The sequence below is a fragment of the Lentibacter sp. genome (genome assembly GCF_965657785.1).
Classification (GTDB): domain Bacteria; phylum Pseudomonadota; class Alphaproteobacteria; order Rhodobacterales; family Rhodobacteraceae; genus Lentibacter.
The window spans coordinates 1-14,432 of sequence record NZ_CBFHPP010000015.1; the positions used below are offsets into that span (position 1 = coordinate 1).

Below are 14,432 nucleotides of genomic sequence, written 5' to 3' on the forward strand. Positions count from 1 at the left end.
ATCCACGTTAAACGAGCCGTTGCGGGTGTAGACCGTTTGAGTAGAGGTCAGAGACGGCTTCAAAGCAAAAAAGCCCTGCCCCGAAATGGCAAGGTCAAGCGCGTTGAGCGAGGAGGCAATATTGCCCTGCGTGAACTGTTGCTTGATCCCTTTGAGGATCGTGCCCGAACCGATTGAAGAGGAGGCATTCTGCAAAGGCGAGGTTGCGAAGATATCGCCAAATTCAGCGCGACTTCGCTTAAAGCCCGTTGTCCCAACGTTGGCAATGTTGTTGGATGTTGCCGAAATATCGGCCTGCGCGCCGTTAAGGCCAGTCAATGCTGTGTAAAATGACATATGTTACCCTCTCCTATCGTGTTTTGGGCATAACTCAGCCCTCAAGTATTTTGCGCCTTAGCGGATGCGGCTCACCGAACCTGCATCAATCGTGCCATAATCTTCGACATCCAGCATCGGGCTGTCAGAAACATCGCCATAGGACGAAGCTGAAAGCACCCGCGCGTAAATTGACGGACCCATTGTCTCCATGCCTTTGCCCGTATTGGCCGCAATATCGACTTTGATTTTCCGATTGCCCTCTCGCAGCTCGGTCGGGATATTTGTCCAACTGAACCCTGCAAGGCCTGTGCCCTGTGGCCCCAGATCTTCACTGTGAAGCAGCTCGCCAGTTGAGGCATCGCTAAATGACACGCGAGACGCACTTGCCGCCTGTGGCAGCTCGAAAACCCCGTGGATTTCACCATTGTCATCCGGCCGCGCGATCGCACCTGGCACAAGCACCGAGTGGCCCAGCAGTGTGGAGGCTGTCGCGATCCGCGTTTGTTGCATCTCGCCTGACAGCGCTTTCAGGTTTGTGTTGATTTCCTCAATCCCAGAAACCGTGGAGAACTGCGCCATCTGCGCAATAAAGTCACCGTTCTCCATCGGAGCGAACGGATCTTGATTTTGCAGCTGCGCGGTCATGAGTTGCAAAAAATCATCTTGGCCAAGCTTGTCGCCGCTTGCCCGTTCTGTCGCCGACTTCTGGGTGTTGATCCCCAATTTGTCAAAAATGGCTTGCTGCGCCGCTGCGCCCGTTGAGTCTACAGTTGACATGATTTTTCCTTTGCTTAGCGGCCCATGTTGACCGTGCGCATCATCAATGAGCGCAAGGTCGACACGACTTCCAGATTGTTTTGGTATTGGCGCGACGCTTCCAGCATCTCCACCATTTCTTCTTCCACATCGACAGCGGCGCCCCACACAAAGCCTTCCTCATCCGCCTTGGGGTGATCAGGTTGATAGATTTTGCTGGGCTCACGGTCAGCAGTCACGATACCGCGCACATTGACAGTCGATATTCCGTTTTCTTGCACTTTGTTGGCATATTCGGTTTCAAACAAAGGCTTGATGGCCTGATAGGCTTCTTCACGACTGCCCGCGACGCTGCGGGCGTTGGCAATATTACTTGCAACCGTGTTGAGCCTGGTCATCTGCGACGACATCGCCCGACTTGCGACGTCAAAAATGTTTTCAATACCTGACATTTATTCCCCCTTAATCGCAGACAAAAGCCCCGAAACCTTGCGGTTCAGGAAGGTGAGCGAGGTTTGGTATCGCACAACGTTTTCAGAAAACTGCATCTGCTCAACAGCAAGCTCGACGGTGTTCCCATCCAGAGATGGATTGACCGGATCCCGATATTGCAACCGATCCGCATTCAGGTTTGAGCTGCGAGACACATGGCGCGCGTTGGTTGTCGCGAGCGGGCCATCAGGCATGGCTTTTGCTAAGGTTGCTTCAAAATCAACATCACGGGCCTTAAAATGAGGCGTGGCCGCATTGGCAATGTTTGACGCTAATATATTATTACGCTTTGAACGAAGCGCCAGAGCATCGTCATGAATTCCAAAATGTTGTCTGATACCGTCCATCTGTATCTCGCTTCATTAAACTTTCTTGGTAAAATCACCAATCTTGGAGCGATATTTGCAAGTTGAATGCCAAACCAACCAACACGAGATAAAAAGATGTCAAAAAATTCGCAATCGCCTCACGTGTCGGGCTCAGGCCTCCCGGCCCTGTCCGCACAAATGAAGCGTCTCAGGCTGAAATTCTTAAAGTCGGTAAAGTCGGAAAGTCTCGATCAGGCTCTGGAAACGCTCCGCTCGAACTTGACAAACGAAAAAGACGAGACAGCGCGGCTCGGATCATTGGCGGCTCAAACCTGGCTTATCCGACAGCGCTTGTTGAGCCTTGGCTCTGATGCCGTTCCACAGGTGGCAGATTATCTTGAAACATTGGAGCCAGCACGCGCCAAACTTAACTTTGCGGCAAAAACAGCCCCAGAAGATCAAACAGACGCAAAAGATGTGGCCAATACCGCCGCAGATCAAGCTTGGGAGACCGTCAAGATATTAGAGGAAACAGTCGTCAACGGTATGCGTTTCTTTAAGGATTTCGTGGTTGAAGTAAATGCAGAGGACGCACAGAAACTGGTGAAGGCCAATAAAGCAGAGATCGTCACCAAAGGTGCGCCTGAAACCGAGAAAGAAACCAAGACCAAGAAGACATCAGCGGCTGAAAGCAAGACCAAAAAAGCCACTGCCGAAGACAATCAGGACACCAAAGAGGCCCCGCCTAAAGACGAGGCCGTCTCAGATAAGCAGGATAAAGAATGATTAAATGGGTATATGGAGCCATCGGCGCACTGGCGTTTGCCGGGCTCCTAACTTTTTTGGGGAGCGGCGCCTTCACACGGTTTGAGCACAAAACATTCCTGTGCTCAAATACGCTGATTGGCCCGTTTGAACTCATCATCAACAAAGCAAAAGTCGGCGCTGACATCCAACTGTCACAACCCATCGGCGACAGCAGGCTGCCCATCACCTCGGTCACAGGCAACGTCATCATAGCGGAAGCCGACACACTGCGCTTTGAAGTTGATATTGAGCACAGTTTGGTGAGGGTCCAGCAAATGGCCAACCTCAGCGCCTCAAAATGCGAAACAACAAATTTTTCAATGTAACCTGGGCCTGCTTTGATGTGTCGCGTGCCATGCGGGTCTGCCAGCTGATCCGCTCGCGTTTCATTTCATGAGAGGAAAAAGACAAAAGCTCCGCCTTGGGGCGGATGATCTGGAGCCTAAGAGGCTCAAACACAAAAAAATTCAGCCGCTAAGCGGCTGCGTTTTCTTGTTTGTAGCCAGCGCGAGGCAGGGTGTTTTAGTCACCAAACAGTTCGCTATTTGGTGAACAGTGCGAGACAGGGTGTATTGCTTGCAATCATCCGTTCGCGCCCCCTCTCGGCTTAAAGCACAACAGCAAGCGTAGGGTGGGTGCAAACCCACCATCCCCCAACGAGCAACCTCACCCTACCCAGCCCACAATCTCCCCTGCGCGCATCGCCCCGCTCTGCCGCTTGCGTTCCTTCCCGCCTTCAAAGCGCACCATCGTCGGGATACCGCGTATCCCATAGACCTGCCCCGCCTTCGGCTCGTCTTCCGTGTTGAGCTTCACAAGCCGCGCCTTGCCCGCGAGCACATCGGCCGCTTTGTTAAACTCGGGGCCCATCATTTTGCACGGCCCGCACCACGGCGCCCAGAAGTCCACAACAAGCGGAAGCTCGTCGTTCTTCGCCGCCTTTTGCAGCGTCTTAAAGTCAATCTCGACCGCCTTGGTCGACATGAGCTTCGCGCCGCAGGTGCCACATTTGGCCTCCATCATCCGCTCCTGAGGCACACGGTTCACCTGTGCGCAATCAAGGCAGGTCAGTTTCTTTCCAGCCATCTTGGCCTCCTTCATATTCTGATTTCAATATATAAAGAACCACTGCCCAAACAAGACCACCGCACGCTGCATTACCTAATTTTGTCTTAACAGAACATCGATTCAGCCGGTGCACGCCCGGTGCACGGGATGTGCACGCTTTTCACCCCCCCCGTTTTGGGCAGGGTTTTGCCCGTTAACCCGACCGCGCGCTGCCCCTCTTGTAACGAATCCCGATCAATGCCATATAGCGCTTGCTACGATCTTCTACTCGACCCCTGTTTTCCGACCAACGGCTCACAGTTCTAGACGACGACGACGTGATAAGCCGGGTTGCTGCACTTTCGCGGGCAACATTACTTAAGGAAAACACTGATGGCTACTGGCACAGTAAAATGGTTCAACTCAACCAAAGGCTTCGGCTTTATCGCTCCCGATGGCGGCTCAAAAGACGTGTTCGTTCACATCTCAGCCGTTGAGCGCGCAGGCCTCACAGGTCTCGCCGACAACCAAAAAGTTAGCTTCGACATCGAAGCAGGCCGCGACGGCCGCGAAGCAGCGTCAAACATCGAATTGATGTAAGCTGTTCTTATAGATCACATAAAGGCGCATCCCTCGGGGTGCGCCTTTTGCGTTTAAGGCCTTGAGTTACGCCGCTTCTTTGTCTTCACCGAGCTCCACCTCTGGCGCAGGTAGCGCCAAGCGTTCGTCTGGCATCTGCTCGGGCAGCTCCAGTTCAAGCGCCCCTGTCGCAGGGTCAAAGCTCAGCTTCGGCTTCACATCCAACTCCGCCAAAACAGCATTGATCTCGTCCAAGGCCCGCGCCACACACGCGCGCTGTGTCTCTGGCTTTCCGCCCGCTTTGCTTGCGATATTCTTCAGGAATTCAAACATATTACCCCCAGGTCCTCGTTACAACAGGCCCCAAGCCTAGCGCCTCATGTCTCAAATTTACAGGGGGAAAGCCCGCAGCCTCTTCCCATCTCACGCCGCCTCTTTTAGGGTCACCAAGTCATTGAAAAGGAACACCCTATGGCCGAAATCACCCGTCACCACAGCAACGCCCGCATGAGCCAGATCGTCACATATGGCGATATGATCTATCTCGCAGGCCAAGTCGGCAGCCCCGAGGCCGATGTCACCCAGCAAACCAAAGATTGCCTTGCCCAGATCGACAGCCTTCTGGCCGAAGTCGGCTCTGACAAAACCAAGATCCTGCAATGCACGATCTGGCTTGCCGATATGGCAGATTTCGCCGCCATGAACGCCATCTGGGATGCGTGGGTGCCTCAAGGCCATACGCCCGCGCGCGCCTGTGGCGAGGCCAAGCTGGCGACGCCCGACTACAAAGTCGAATTCCTTATTACGGCAGTAAAATAAACGCCTTAGCCCGTGGCCCTGCCTGTTTCAGGCACAGGCCGCGGGCGTCCTGTCTCGTCAATCGCGACATAGGTAAAAAGCCCCTCGGTGACTTTTTCGCGCAGCCCCTTGTGCCGCCGCAGCGCCCAAGCCTCAAGCCCGATCGCCATCGAGGTATTGCCCACACGCTCGATCCAGGCATAGACACAGAGCACATCCCCGACTTGCACAGGGCTGATAAACTTCATCGCATCCACAGCCACAGTCGTCACGCGCCCTGCCGCGCGCTCCGCCGCAACAATCCCGCTCGCAATATCCATCTGTGACAAAACCCAACCGCCGAAAATATCGCCGTTCACATTCACATCCGCAGGCATCGCCAGCGTGCGCAATGTCAGGTCGCCCTTGGGTTCAATTTTAGTCATTATACTGTCCCTTTCACGGCTTTAGAGCCCAAGCTTAACCGCTTGGTAATCATTGGGCCATAGTATCATTGGGGCAGAGTCTCCAAGGATCGTGCCTGCGCTTTTCCCAAGTGCCGCCACATTCTCGCCGCTTTGCCCCGTCAGAACCGCTTTTACGGTTAACACAAAGGTTACAAGATGCTCATCATCGCCCTCATCTGTGGAAGTTTCATCGGGCTGATCGCATCGCTCTTTGCATATTTCGCCCTCGGTCTCGGCGCTTTGACAGCGGTTTTGCTCTATTTGACCTGCGCCTTGGTTCCCACGCTGTTCACGGTTGCCCTGATCGCCCTTCAAGCGCTCAAGCATTTCGCGCTCCCAAGCCGTCTCAGCCTGCGCTAAGCGCCCTCACTCGCGAGGCGCGGCCGCCCCGGCAAGCTCAAGCACACGCGGCCCGAGCGCCTCGACAATTTTCAAAACCCCCGCTTCGTTGGGATGTATTGCGTCGCTCTGCATCCAGACCAAAGCCTCAGCAGGCGTCGCGCCCAAAGCGCCCAAAAACTGTGGCTCATAGAGCGTGCCATAGGCCTCTGCCAGCTCTGCATAAAGCCCCTCAAACTCTGCTTTATACTCCGCGCCATAGTTGCTTGGTGCTTGCATCCCGACCAAAAGTATAGGCAAATCAGCAGCTTGCACCGCCTCAATGATCTTCGCCAGATTTGCTTTGGCCTCGCTCGGGGCCAGCCCCCGCAGCATATCATTGCCCCCCAAGGTGACCATGACCGCCTTGATATCAGGGCTGAGGCTCCACGCGATCCGCGCCGCACCCCCTGCCGTTGTGTCCCCCGACACCCCGCCATTGACAACAGTCACCCCCGCGCTGCGCGCATCAAGCCAGCCCTGAAGCTGCGGCACAAACCCGTCAGCCTCCATAAGCCCGTAGCCCTGCGTGAGACTGTCTCCAAAGGCCAGAATGCGCAAAGACCCTGCAAAAGACGCATTCGCGCCCAGACAAATCAGCGCAAACGCCATTGCCGCCTTGCGCATCGCCCGCGCGGCCCCATATGAAAAAGGCAAGTCTCGCAACAGGTTATTTCTCATGACGTCTCCAATATTGCAGCTTTCCCAAGCTGGTCTTTCTCTTTCAGGCAACGCAGGCCCCGTCACCATTCTGTCGGGCATCAGCCTCGCCGTAAACCCGTCAGAGACACTCGCGCTCACGGGCCCGTCAGGCTCGGGCAAATCCTCGCTCCTGATGCTCATGGGCGGCCTTGAACGTGCCACAAGCGGTCAGGTTACGGCGCTCGGTGAAGACCTCGGCCAGATGGACGAAGACGCTTTGGCAAAGTTCCGTCTCGCTCATATGGGGATTGTCTTTCAGTCTTTCCACCTTATTCCAACTCTCACCGCGCTGGAAAATGTCGCCCTCCCGCTTGAGCTTGCTGGCGCATCTGACCCGCAGGGTCAGGCCCACGCGGGTCTCGCCGCGGTCGGGCTTGAGGCCCGCGCAGGTCACTTTCCCGCTCAGCTGTCGGGCGGTGAGCAACAGCGCGTCGCCCTTGCCCGCGCTCTGGCCCCCAAGCCCAAGCTCCTTCTGGCCGACGAACCCACAGGCAATCTGGACAGCGTCACAGGCGCTGCCGTGGCCGATCTTATCTTTGACCTCTGCGCCGCGGCTGGCACAACCCTGATCCTCGTCACCCATGATACCGCCTTGGCCGAGCGCTGCGCCCGCGTCATCCGCCTCTCTGGCGGCGCACTCATGGCCGAAGAGGCCGCCGCATGAACCTCTCCACATCGCTTCGCCTTGCCCGCGCCGAACTGCGCGGTGGCGCACGCGGCTTCTATGTTTTCCTGATTTGCCTCGCCCTCGGGGTTGCCGCCATTGCGGCCATAGGCACAATCCGCGAAGCGCTGGAGCGTGGCCTGTCCGAAAACGGGGCCGTGCTCTTGGGGGGCGATGCACAGGTCTCGCTGACCTACCGCTTCGCCAGCCCAACAGAGCGCGCCGCCCTTGAGGCTCGCGCCACACGGCTCTCCGAAATCGCCGATTTCCGCTCCCTCGCCGCTGTGGGCGATCTGCGCGTGCTCACTCAAGTCAAAGCCGTTGATAGCGCCTACCCTCTTGCTGGCGCTGTCACGCTCGCGCCCCCTATGCCCTTGGCCGAAGCCCTGAAGGCGCAAAATGGCATCTATGGCGCCGTCATGGACCCACAGCTCATCGCCCGCCTCGGTCTTGAGGTCGGGCAAAGCTTCTCGCTCGGCGAAGCCAGCTTTACGCTGCGTGCCGCCCTCACCCATGAGCCAGACAGCGTCGCCGCAGGCTTCGCCCTCGGCCCCCGCACGCTGCTCTACCGCAGCGCTCTTGAGGGCTCTGGCCTGCTCTCTTCAGGCACGCTCTTTGACAGCTCCTACCGGCTTGATCTCCCCGCAGGCACAGACCTTGACGCGGCGGAAGCCGACCTGCGCGCCGCCCTGCCCGACAGCGGCATCCGCTGGACAGATGCGCGCAACGCAGCCCCGCAAGCCTCCGCCTTTATCGAGCGGTTGGCCGCCTTTCTCGTGCTCGTCGGCTTTTCGGGCCTCGCCATGGGCGGCATTGGCGTCTCGATCGCCGTCGGCGCCTACCTCGCGCGCAAAACCCGCGTCATCGCCACCCTGCGCAGCATCGGGGCCTCGCGCACCACGATCCTGACAAGCTACGGCGTCCAAATCGCCGTAATGGCCCTGCTCGGCATCAGCCTTGGCCTCCTTCTTGGTGGGGTCGGCCCGCTCGTCCTCGGCCCATGGCTCAGCACGCTCTTGCCCGTGCCTGCCAGTTTCAGCTTTGCCCCGGAGCCGCTCGTCGAAGCCGCACTCTACGGCACGCTCACAGCCGCGATCTTTACGATATGGCCCCTAGCGCGCAGCGAAAACATACGCGCCGCCACATTGTTTCGGGACAGTGAAGCAAGCTCAGCTGGGCTGCCCCGCTGGCCCTACCTGATCACGCTGATCAGCCTCGCTCTCGCCCTCATCGGGGCCGCCGTCTGGTTTTCGGGCAGCGCCACGCTCACGCTCTACACAAGCTTCGGCCTCGCCGCCGCACTGGCCGTTTTGGGGCTGGCCGCTCATGGCCTGCGCGCCCTCGCCCGCCGCCTGCGTCCTCTGGCCAAACACCCGATGCGTCGGCTGGCGCTCGCCTCTATCGGCGGTGCCCGTTCGGATGCGCTCACAACCGTGCTCTCCCTCGGCCTCGGCCTCGCCGTGCTCTCCACCGTCGGCCAGATTGATGGCAACCTGCGCCGCGCCATCACAGGCGATCTCCCCGAAATCGCGCCGTCATTTTTCTTCATCGATGTCCAAAAAGACCAGATCGGCCCGTTTGAAGCCCAACTGCGCGACAACCCCGCCGTCAGCCGGATCGAAACCGCCCCCATGCTGCGCGGCATCCTCTCCAAAATTAATGGCATCCCCGCCACAGAGGTCGCCGCTGGGCACTGGGTCGTCGAGGGCGATCGCGGCATCACCTATTACGACGCGCTCCCCGAAAACTGGAGCATCATAGAGGGCACGCATTGGCCGCTCGGCGCAAATGGTCCGCCCCAAATCAGCTTTGCCGCCGAAGAAGCCGAAGAAATCGGCCTCAAGATCGGCGATGTGCTCACGCTCAATATCCTGGGCCGCCCCATTGAGGCCCCAATCACCAGCCTGCGCGATGTTGATTTCTCAACCGCAGGCATAGGCTTTGTCATGGCGCTTAACCCCGGCGCCGTCGCAGGCGCGCCGCACAGCTTTATCGCCACAGTCTATGCCGCGCCCGAGGCCGAAGCTGCGATCCTGCGCGATATGTCGCGCGCCTATCCCAATATCACAGGCGTGCCCGTGGGCGAGGCCATCGCACGCGTCTCGGAGGTGCTCGGCGCACTCGCGGGCGCGACACGCTGGGGGGCTGCGGCGGCCATCCTCGCAGGTTTTGTCGTCCTCATCGGAGCGGCAGGAACAGGCGCGCCCGCGCGCAGCCGCGAGGCGGCAATCCTCAAATCTCTCGGCGCAACCCGCGCCCAAATCCTGCGCTCTTTCCTGCTGCGCGCAGCCCTTCTCGGGGCCGCCGCAGCCGTCGTGGCGCTGGCCGCTGGCCTCGCGGGCGCCTGGGCGGTCAATCACTTCGTCTTTGACAGCGATTTCGCCGTGATATGGCCCTCGGCCCTCACAATCCTCGCCTGCGGCATCGCCGCCAACCTACTGGCCAATATCGGGTTTTCCCTACGCGCCCTAAGGGCAAAACCTGCCCAAATGCTGCGCGGCGAGGGCTAGGAACAGACCAAAAGGCGCTCAAAGACACCCGCCTTTTTCTTTCTAAAAATATCCTGGGGGAGCGCGAGGGGGCAAAGCCCCCTCGCCACCGCACTTTGGCAAAGCCAAAGCGCAATCTCGCCGTCTACTCCGCCGCTTCGGCATAGTCCTCAAGCGGTGGGCAGGTGCAAACAAGATGCCGGTCGCCATAGGCATTGTCGACACGGTTCACAGGTGGCCAGTATTTGTCGACCCGAAACGCCCCCTTCGGGAAGCACGCCTGCTCACGGGTGTAGGGTCTGTCCCACTCCCGCACGAGGTCTTCCATCGTATGTGGCGCGTTCTTGAGCGGGTTGTTGTCCGGGTCCATCTTGCCCTCTTCAATCTCGCGGATCTCCTCACGGATCGAGAGCATCGCATCACAAAAACGGTCAAGCTCGGCCTTGGTCTCGGACTCCGTCGGCTCGATCATCAGGGTGCCAGCCACAGGCCAAGACATTGTCGGCGCGTGAAAGCCGTTGTCCATCAAGCGCTTGGCAATATCGTCCACAGTGATGCCCGCGCTTTCCGCATAAGGGCGCGTGTCAATGATACATTCATGCGCCACCCGCCCCTGACGGCCCTTATAAAGCACATCAAACGCCCCTTCGAGCCGCTTGGCGATGTAATTCGCATTGAGGATCGCCACCCGCGTCGCCTGCGTCAGCCCCTCACCGCCCATCATGAGCACATAGGCCCATGAGATCGGCAAGATCGAGGGCGAGCCATAAGGCGCGCCGCTCACGGGCCCCGCGCTGCCGCCTGTCTCGGGATGCCCTGGAAGATGCGGCACAAGATGCGCCTTCACTCCGATCGGCCCCATTCCCGGGCCGCCGCCGCCATGTGGAATGCAGAAGGTCTTGTGCAAGTTGAGATGGCTCACATCGCCGCCAAGATCACCGGGCTTGGACAGCCCCACCATCGCGTTGAGGTTGGCCCCGTCAATATAGACCTGCCCGCCAAGGCTATGGGTGATCTCACAGACCTCCTGCACCGTCTCTTCAAACACCCCATGTGTGGAAGGGTAAGTGATCATGCAGCCCGCCAGATTGTCCTTATGCGCCTCGGCCTTGGCGCGGAAATCCTCAAGATCAATATCGCCGTTTTCGGCCGACTTGATCACAACAACTTTCCACCCCACCATCTGCGCGCTGGCAGGGTTCGTGCCATGTGCGCTCATCGGAATAAGGCACACATCGCGGTGCCCCTGCCCTTGGGCGGCGTGATATTGCGCAATCGTCAGAAGCCCCGCATATTCGCCCTGCGCGCCAGAGTTCGGTTGCATCGACATTCCGTCATAGCCTGTGATGTCACACAGCTTGGCGCTCAGATCGTCCAGCATTTCGGCATAGCCCAGCGCTTGATCCTTTGGCGCAAACGGATGGATCATCGAAAACTCGCGCCAGCTCACAGGCATCATTTCTGCCGCCGAATTGAGCTTCATGGTGCAAGACCCAAGCGGGATCATGGCGCGATCGAGCGCCAGATCGCGGTCCGACAAGCGCCGCATATATCGCATCATCTCGGTCTCGGCGCGGTTCATGTGAAAGATAGGGTGCTGCAAATATGCGCTTTCGCGGTGCATATCCTCAGGCACGCGGTATTCTGGCACAAACTCATTGTCCTTGCGCTCGATCCCGAAGGCGCGCCAGACCGCTTCAACGGTTTCAGGCCGCGTCGCCTCATCCAGCGCAATACCGACACGGCGCTCGCCGACCGCGCGCAGGTTCACGCCCTCGTCCACAGCCGATTTCATAACAGCCGCCTGAAGCGGCCCCACATCCACGGTGATGGTGTCAAAAAAGCTCGCAGGATCGACTTTAAAACCCGCCGCCTCAAGCCCCTTGGCAAGCCTCACAGTCTTGCGGTGAATACGCTGCGCAATCGCCTTCAGCCCCTCAGGGCCGTGGAAGACCGCATACATCGAGGCCATCACAGCCAGCAAAGCCTGCGCGGTGCAGACATTGCTCGTCGCCTTTTCGCGGCGGATGTGCTGCTCGCGGGTTTGCAGGCTCAGGCGATAGGCGCGGTTGCCATGACTGTCCACCGAGACGCCCACAATCCGCCCTGGCAAAGCCCTCTTATAGGCGTCCTTACAGGCCATATAGGCCGCGTGCGGCCCGCCATATCCCATCGGCACGCCAAATCGCTGCGTGTTGCCCACAGCAATATCGGCACCCATCGCGCCCGGCTCTTTCAGCAGGGTGAGCGACAGCGGATCCGCCGCCACAATACCAATCGCCTTATGCTCATGGAGCGCTGCAATATGGCCCGTGAAGTCGCGCACATGGCCATAAGTGCCCGGATATTGGAACAACGCACCAAAGACGGCACTGGCGTCCATCTTGTCAGGATTGCCAACAATCACTTCAATCCCGAGCGGCTCCGCGCGGGTCTTGACCACAGAAATGTTCTGCGGATGGCAGTCCCGATCAACAAAGAACGCCTTCGCCTTTGATTTCGCCACACGCTGCGCCATGGTCATCGCCTCAGCACAAGCGGTTGCTTCGTCCAGAAGCGAAGCATTGGCCACATCCAGCCCCGTAAGGTCCGTCACCATGGTCTGGAAGTTCAGAAGCGCCTCAAGACGGCCTTGGCTTATCTCGGGCTGATAGGGCGTATAGGCCGTATACCACGCAGGGTTTTCAAGGATGTTTCGCTGGATTGCAGGCGGCGTCACCGTGCCGTGATAGCCCTGCCCGATGAGCGAGCGCAGCACTTTGTTCTTGCCCGCCGTCAGGCGCATCCGGTAGAGCATTTCGCGCTCTGACAAGGGCTTGCCAAAGTCTAGCGGCTTGGCCTGCCGGATGCTCTTGGGCACCGTCTCGTCAATCAGCGCCTCAAGGCTCGCCACCCCCAGAACCCTGAACATATCGTCCATCTCGGCAGGGCTCGGCCCGATATGGCGGCGATTGGCAAAATCATACGGCAAATACTCGGTCGGGGTGAACGGCATAACATCCTCCAAGGGGCAAAGCCCTGCTTTTTCTTTCTACAAATATCCGCGCCGCAGGCTCCCCACGGCGCGACAGGCTCAGCCGACGAATTTTTTATAGGCGGCTTCGTCCATATAGTCCTCCATCGGGCCGAGATCAGACGGCTTCATCTTGAAGAACCACGCATCTCCCAGCGGGTCGTCGTTGACCTTGCTTGGCTCATCAATCAGCATGGAGTTCACTTCCACAATCTCGCCATCCAGCGGCGCAAGGATGTCAGAGGCAGCCTTAACACTCTCGATCACACAGATTTCCTCGTCTTTGGTCACTTCCGTGCCCTCTTCGGGCAGGTCGATAAAGACCACATCGCCGAGCTGCTCGCTGGCGTGCTCTGTGATGCCAACGACGATCAATCCGTCTTCTTCGCGCAGCCATTCGTGTTCTTCAGTAAATTTCATGTTTGTCTCCTTGTTCTATCTTCGCGTTGTTCTGTCTTAGCGTTTGAAATTTGCGGGGGTGAAAGGCAGCTTCGCCACCGTCACAGGCAGGCGCTTGCCACGCACCTCCCCAAATAGTTGCGTGCCAATCGCACTCAGCTCTGTTGGCACATAGCCCATCGCCATCGGCGCTTGCAGCGTCGGCCCAAAGGCCCCCGAGGTGACATGGCCAATCGCCGCGCCGCCCTCGGCGCTGGCAAAAATCTCGGTGCCCTCGCGCATCGGCGCCCGCCCGTCTGGCAAGAGGCCCACACGCTTCTGCGCAGCCCCCGCGGCCATCTGCCCAAGGATCACATCGGCTCCGGCAAAACCGCCAGCCCGCGCACCACCCGCGCGGCGCAGCTTCTGGATACCCCACGTCAGCGCCGCTTCCACGGGACTGGTGGCCGCGTCAATATCATGCCCATACAGGCAAAGACCCGCCTCAAGGCGCAGGCTGTCGCGCGCCCCAAGCCCGATCGGCGCAACCCGTTCATCCGCCAGCAAAACCCCCGCCAGATCAACGGCCGCCGCTTCGGGAACCGAAATCTCATAGCCGTCCTCGCCCGTATAGCCGGAGCGCGAAATCCAGCACTCGACCCCGTTCAAAGAGACCGTGCGCACATCCATAAAGCGCATATCCGCAACCTCGGGGGCAAGCGCCGCCAAGACGGCTTCTGCCGCTGGCCCTTGCAACGCGAGCAATGCGCGATCCTCAATATATTCGACCGTGACATCTGGCGTGAGCGCGCCGCGCAACCGCGCGACATCCGCCTCTTTGCAACCCGCATTGACCACAAGAAACAGATGATCACCGCGATTGGCAAACATCAGATCGTCTTCGATCCCGCCTGCCTCATTGGTGAAAAACCCGTAGCGCTGGCGGCCCTCCTCCAGCCCGATCACATCCTGCGGAATGAGCCCTTCCAGCCCCGCAGCCGCGCCAGCGCCACGCAGGATAACCTGCCCCATATGGCTCACATCAAAAAGCCCCGCCGCCGCGCGGCAGTGCAAATGCTCCTTCATCACACCGAGCGGATATTGCACAGGCATATCATAGCCCGCAAACGGGACCATCTTGGCCCCCAGCTCAAGGTGCATATCATAAAGCGGCGTTTGCCATAGTTCGGCCATAGGCTTTCCCTTCAAACCCGCCAAACTTGTGCAGTCGCAGGCATCATACCAGCGCGCCATCGC

At 58.8% G+C, this 14,432-nt stretch carries 18 protein-coding genes; 7 read left to right on the top strand and 11 right to left on the bottom strand.

What is annotated here, in order from left to right:
• The 4 genes from ACTF58_RS09710 to flgB all read right to left on the bottom strand — a co-directional run.
• Nucleotides 1-336: flagellar hook-basal body complex protein (locus tag ACTF58_RS09710; RefSeq protein WP_438991778.1), on the bottom strand; the 336-nt coding region annotated here is incomplete at its 3' end.
• A 57-nt stretch (nucleotides 337-393) separates the two neighbouring features.
• Nucleotides 394-1,095 carry a flagellar hook assembly protein FlgD gene (locus tag ACTF58_RS09715; protein WP_438991779.1) on the bottom strand — a complete coding sequence of 234 codons (702 nt, stop codon included), beginning with the start codon at nucleotides 1,093-1,095 and terminating at the stop codon, nucleotides 394-396.
• Nucleotides 1,096-1,109: 14 nt separating this feature from the next.
• On the bottom strand, nucleotides 1,110-1,526 hold the full coding sequence (flgC, locus tag ACTF58_RS09720) for a flagellar basal body rod protein FlgC (RefSeq protein WP_282057605.1): 417 nt from the start codon (nucleotides 1,524-1,526) through the stop codon (nucleotides 1,110-1,112).
• On the bottom strand, nucleotides 1,527-1,913 hold the full coding sequence (gene flgB, locus ACTF58_RS09725) for a flagellar basal body rod protein FlgB (protein WP_438991780.1): 387 nt from the start codon (nucleotides 1,911-1,913) through the stop codon (nucleotides 1,527-1,529).
• A 96-nt stretch (nucleotides 1,914-2,009) separates the two neighbouring features.
• On the opposite strand from flgB, the gene ACTF58_RS09730 reads away from it, so the two are divergent.
• Nucleotides 2,010-2,660, top strand: coding sequence for a hypothetical protein (locus ACTF58_RS09730; protein WP_438991781.1), 651 nt, complete (start codon nucleotides 2,010-2,012; stop codon nucleotides 2,658-2,660).
• Nucleotides 2,657-3,007, top strand: coding sequence for a hypothetical protein (locus tag ACTF58_RS09735; RefSeq protein ID WP_438991782.1), 351 nt, complete (start codon nucleotides 2,657-2,659; stop codon nucleotides 3,005-3,007). The genes ACTF58_RS09730 and ACTF58_RS09735 overlap by 4 nt, the downstream gene beginning before the upstream one ends.
• Nucleotides 3,008-3,347: 340 nt before the next feature.
• Here the strand turns inward: ACTF58_RS09735 and ACTF58_RS09740 are convergent, their stop codons facing one another.
• Entirely contained in the window at nucleotides 3,348-3,767 is a 420-nt protein-coding gene (locus ACTF58_RS09740) for a thioredoxin family protein (RefSeq protein ID WP_438991783.1), read from the bottom strand.
• A gap of 354 nt (nucleotides 3,768-4,121) precedes the next feature.
• Between ACTF58_RS09740 and ACTF58_RS09745 the strand changes: the two genes are divergently transcribed.
• Nucleotides 4,122-4,328 carry a cold-shock protein gene (locus ACTF58_RS09745; protein WP_089889551.1) on the top strand — a complete coding sequence of 69 codons (207 nt, stop codon included), beginning with the start codon at nucleotides 4,122-4,124 and terminating at the stop codon, nucleotides 4,326-4,328.
• A gap of 66 nt (nucleotides 4,329-4,394) precedes the next feature.
• Here the strand turns inward: ACTF58_RS09745 and ACTF58_RS09750 are convergent, their stop codons facing one another.
• On the bottom strand, nucleotides 4,395-4,640 hold the full coding sequence (locus ACTF58_RS09750) for a hypothetical protein (protein ID WP_438991784.1): 246 nt from the start codon (nucleotides 4,638-4,640) through the stop codon (nucleotides 4,395-4,397).
• A gap of 138 nt (nucleotides 4,641-4,778) precedes the next feature.
• Here ACTF58_RS09750 and ACTF58_RS09755 point away from each other — a divergent pair, with 138 nt between their 5' ends.
• Nucleotides 4,779-5,126 carry a RidA family protein gene (locus ACTF58_RS09755; RefSeq protein ID WP_438991785.1) on the top strand — a complete coding sequence of 116 codons (348 nt, stop codon included), beginning with the start codon at nucleotides 4,779-4,781 and terminating at the stop codon, nucleotides 5,124-5,126.
• 5 nt (nucleotides 5,127-5,131) lie between these two features.
• Here ACTF58_RS09755 and ACTF58_RS09760 read toward each other — a convergent pair whose 3' ends face one another.
• Nucleotides 5,132-5,530, bottom strand: coding sequence for an acyl-CoA thioesterase (locus ACTF58_RS09760; RefSeq protein WP_438991786.1), 399 nt, complete (start codon nucleotides 5,528-5,530; stop codon nucleotides 5,132-5,134).
• Nucleotides 5,531-5,707: 177 nt separating this feature from the next.
• Here ACTF58_RS09760 and ACTF58_RS09765 point away from each other — a divergent pair, with 177 nt between their 5' ends.
• On the top strand, nucleotides 5,708-5,911 hold the full coding sequence (locus ACTF58_RS09765; protein ID WP_438991787.1) for a hypothetical protein: 204 nt from the start codon (nucleotides 5,708-5,710) through the stop codon (nucleotides 5,909-5,911).
• 6 nt (nucleotides 5,912-5,917) lie between these two features.
• On the opposite strand, the gene ACTF58_RS09770 is transcribed toward ACTF58_RS09765, so the two are convergent.
• Entirely contained in the window at nucleotides 5,918-6,610 is a 693-nt protein-coding gene (locus tag ACTF58_RS09770) for an arylesterase (RefSeq protein WP_438991788.1), read from the bottom strand.
• Here ACTF58_RS09770 and ACTF58_RS09775 point away from each other — a divergent pair.
• Together ACTF58_RS09775 and ACTF58_RS09780 are read left to right on the top strand one after the other, a co-directional pair.
• The gene (locus ACTF58_RS09775) at nucleotides 6,609-7,295 is read left to right on the top strand and encodes an ABC transporter ATP-binding protein (protein WP_438991789.1); all 687 of its coding nucleotides are present in this window, start codon (nucleotides 6,609-6,611) and stop codon (nucleotides 7,293-7,295) included. The two genes, ACTF58_RS09770 and ACTF58_RS09775, sit on opposite strands and share 2 nt — an antisense overlap.
• Nucleotides 7,292-9,805, top strand: a complete 2,514-nt coding sequence (locus ACTF58_RS09780) for an ABC transporter permease (protein ID WP_438991790.1) — start codon at nucleotides 7,292-7,294, stop codon at nucleotides 9,803-9,805. Before ACTF58_RS09775 ends, ACTF58_RS09780 begins: the two co-directional genes overlap by 4 nt.
• Before the next feature lie 124 nt (nucleotides 9,806-9,929).
• Here ACTF58_RS09780 and gcvP read toward each other — a convergent pair whose 3' ends face one another.
• The 3 genes from gcvP to gcvT all read right to left on the bottom strand — a co-directional run bounded on the left by gcvP (nucleotide 9,930) and on the right by gcvT (nucleotide 14,369).
• On the bottom strand, nucleotides 9,930-12,779 hold the full coding sequence (gene gcvP / locus ACTF58_RS09785) for an aminomethyl-transferring glycine dehydrogenase (protein WP_438991791.1): 2,850 nt from the start codon (nucleotides 12,777-12,779) through the stop codon (nucleotides 9,930-9,932).
• Nucleotides 12,780-12,857: 78 nt separating this feature from the next.
• A complete protein-coding gene (gcvH, locus tag ACTF58_RS09790) occupies nucleotides 12,858-13,217 on the bottom strand; it encodes a glycine cleavage system protein GcvH (RefSeq protein ID WP_438991792.1) in 360 nt (119 codons plus the stop codon).
• Nucleotides 13,218-13,253: 36 nt separating this feature from the next.
• Nucleotides 13,254-14,369 (bottom strand): glycine cleavage system aminomethyltransferase GcvT, encoded by a 1,116-nt coding sequence (gene gcvT / locus ACTF58_RS09795; RefSeq protein ID WP_438991793.1) that lies wholly within the window; start codon nucleotides 14,367-14,369, stop codon nucleotides 13,254-13,256.
• Nucleotides 14,370-14,432: the final 63 nt, after the last annotated feature.

Coding starts and splice junctions, on each gene's coding strand:
- ACTF58_RS09715 (WP_438991779.1), bottom strand. CDS start 1,095: ATGTCAACTGTAGACTCAACGGGCGCAGCGGCGCAGCAAGCCATTTTT.
- flgC (WP_282057605.1), bottom strand. CDS start 1,526: ATGTCAGGTATTGAAAACATTTTTGACGTCGCAAGTCGGGCGATGTCG.
- flgB (WP_438991780.1), bottom strand. CDS start 1,913: ATGGACGGTATCAGACAACATTTTGGAATTCATGACGATGCTCTGGCG.
- ACTF58_RS09730 (WP_438991781.1), top strand. CDS start 2,010: ATGTCAAAAAATTCGCAATCGCCTCACGTGTCGGGCTCAGGCCTCCCG.
- ACTF58_RS09735 (WP_438991782.1), top strand. CDS start 2,657: ATGATTAAATGGGTATATGGAGCCATCGGCGCACTGGCGTTTGCCGGG.
- ACTF58_RS09740 (WP_438991783.1), bottom strand. CDS start 3,767: ATGGCTGGAAAGAAACTGACCTGCCTTGATTGCGCACAGGTGAACCGT.
- ACTF58_RS09745 (WP_089889551.1), top strand. CDS start 4,122: ATGGCTACTGGCACAGTAAAATGGTTCAACTCAACCAAAGGCTTCGGC.
- ACTF58_RS09750 (WP_438991784.1), bottom strand. CDS start 4,640: ATGTTTGAATTCCTGAAGAATATCGCAAGCAAAGCGGGCGGAAAGCCA.
- ACTF58_RS09755 (WP_438991785.1), top strand. CDS start 4,779: ATGGCCGAAATCACCCGTCACCACAGCAACGCCCGCATGAGCCAGATC.
- ACTF58_RS09760 (WP_438991786.1), bottom strand. CDS start 5,530: ATGACTAAAATTGAACCCAAGGGCGACCTGACATTGCGCACGCTGGCG.
- ACTF58_RS09765 (WP_438991787.1), top strand. CDS start 5,708: ATGCTCATCATCGCCCTCATCTGTGGAAGTTTCATCGGGCTGATCGCA.
- ACTF58_RS09775 (WP_438991789.1), top strand. CDS start 6,609: ATGACGTCTCCAATATTGCAGCTTTCCCAAGCTGGTCTTTCTCTTTCA.
- ACTF58_RS09770 (WP_438991788.1), bottom strand. CDS start 6,610: ATGAGAAATAACCTGTTGCGAGACTTGCCTTTTTCATATGGGGCCGCG.
- ACTF58_RS09780 (WP_438991790.1), top strand. CDS start 7,292: ATGAACCTCTCCACATCGCTTCGCCTTGCCCGCGCCGAACTGCGCGGT.
- gcvP (WP_438991791.1), bottom strand. CDS start 12,779: ATGCCGTTCACCCCGACCGAGTATTTGCCGTATGATTTTGCCAATCGC.
- gcvH (WP_438991792.1), bottom strand. CDS start 13,217: ATGAAATTTACTGAAGAACACGAATGGCTGCGCGAAGAAGACGGATTG.
- gcvT (WP_438991793.1), bottom strand. CDS start 14,369: ATGGCCGAACTATGGCAAACGCCGCTTTATGATATGCACCTTGAGCTG.